Raw genomic sequence first — 1803 nt, forward strand, 5'->3', positions numbered from 1 at the left:
CTGCAGGATGCGACGGGGGCCGGCTGGGTGGCCGCCAGCGCTCCCAAGACGATGAATGCCGCCAATATTCTTCGCATTGATTTCCCCCCAAGGCCGTCGAGACCATCTGGCGACCATACAGGACAAATGACGCCGTGGCATGATCCCTCGAGCGCAGGCGCGGCGCTGGAGATTGGCGCAAGCGGTCGAGCGCGTAATCTCGCCCGCAAGGGGATAGATCGGCGGTTGCGCCGCTTTCGCCTCACCACCCGCATTGGACTTCACCAAAATGCAACCCATATCTTCTCCATGGAGCTTTGAGCGTGACCTTCGCGCGGGTGGCCCTTCTTGCCGCTGCTCTCATGGCCGCGGCCGTCGTTTCTCCCTTCTCTTCCGACGGGACCGGCAAGGTCGCGCTGAGCGTCGCCATTGACGGCGCCATCGGGCCGGCGAGCACAAGGCAGCTCGAGGAGGCGCTCGACACCGCCGCCAAACGCAATGCCGCGGTCCTCATCCTTCAGCTCGACACGCCTGGCGGCCTGGTCACCTCGATGCGCGAGATGATCGCCGACATCCTGGCCTCGCCGGTGCCCGTCATCGGCTATGTCGCCCCGGCCGGCGGCCATGCAGCCAGCGCCGGCACCTACATCCTCTACGCCACCCATGTCGCGGCGATGGCGCCGGGCACCAATCTGGGCGCGGCGACGCCGGTCGAGATGGGCGGGCTGCCGTCGCTTCCCGGCGGCGAGAAGGACAAAGACCAGAAGGACGCCACCGGGCGGGCGGCGGGCGACGCGATGATGGCCAAGGTCACCAATGACGCGGTGGCGCTTATCCGCTCGCTCGCCGAATTGCGCGGGCGCAATGGCGACTGGGGCGAAAAGGCGGTGCGCGAGGCGGCGAGCCTGTCGGCCAACGCCGCATTGCAGGAGCATGTCATCGACTTCGTCGCCCGCGACACGACCGAGCTTTTGCAATTGGCCGAGGGGCGCACCGTCGACGTGGCCGGGCAGAAAAAGGTACTGGCGACCAAGGGGCTGCCGGTCGAGACGCTGGAGCCCGGCTGGTTCATCCGGCTGCTTTCCGTCATCACCGACCCCAACACCGCCGTCATCCTGATGCTGGTCGGCGTCTACGGCATCATCTTCGAGTTCACCAGCCCGGGCGCCGTGGCGCCCGGCGTCATCGGCGCGATCTGCCTGTTGCTCGGCCTCTATGCGCTCAACCTCCTGCCGATCAACTATGCCGGCCTGGCGCTGATGCTGCTCGGCATTGCCTTCCTCGTCATCGAGGCCTTCAATCCCACCGTGGTGCTGGGCCTGGGCGGCGTCGCCGCCTTCCTGCTCGGCGCGGCCATGCTGCTCAAGGTCGAGGGTCCGGGCTTCGCCATGTCATGGGCGGTCATCGGCCCCGCCGCGGCGCTGACGCTGGGGCTGGCGCTTCTCACCGGAACCTATGTCTGGGCGGCGCGCAAAAACCCGCCGCGCGTCGGCGGCGAGGTCATGCGCGGCCTCCCCGTCAAGGTGCTCGACTGGCAGGGCGGCGAGGGCCACGTGCTGGCCCAGGGCGAGCGCTGGCGGGCGAGGGCCGACGAACCTGTCGCGCCTGGCGACAGCGTCGAGGTGACCGATGTCAGCGACCTCGTGCTGACGGTCAGGCGCCGCGATGGCAACAACAACGGAGCAATAAGATGATGGTCGGTTACGTCGCCTATCTGGTCGTTGCGGTGGCCTTGATCATGTTCCTTTCGGCGGCCATCCGCATCCTCAGGGAATATGAGCGCGGCGTGGTCTTCACGCTCGGCCGCTTCACCGCGGTCAAGGG

The 1803-nt window shown here is 67.4% G+C and carries 2 protein-coding genes and 1 pseudogene; all 3 read left to right on the plus strand.

Going from position 1 to position 1803, the window contains the following annotated elements:
- Window positions 1-300, plus strand: a 300-nt coding sequence (locus EN742_RS38860) for a hypothetical protein (RefSeq protein WP_210214506.1), incomplete at its 5' end; no start/stop codon positions are given.
- A 2-nt stretch (window positions 301-302) separates the two neighbouring features.
- The gene (locus tag EN742_RS33860) at window positions 303-1673 is read left to right on the plus strand and encodes a nodulation protein NfeD (RefSeq protein ID WP_126055338.1); all 1371 of its coding nucleotides are present in this window, start codon (window positions 303-305) and stop codon (window positions 1671-1673) included.
- Window positions 1670-1803 (plus strand): annotated as a pseudogene (locus EN742_RS39820) (slipin family protein); the annotation flags it as partial. The gene EN742_RS33860 and the pseudogene EN742_RS39820, both read left to right, overlap by 4 nt.

It is taken from the genome of Mesorhizobium sp. M4A.F.Ca.ET.020.02.1.1, from assembly GCF_004022645.1.
GTDB lineage: Bacteria > Pseudomonadota > Alphaproteobacteria > Rhizobiales > Rhizobiaceae > Mesorhizobium.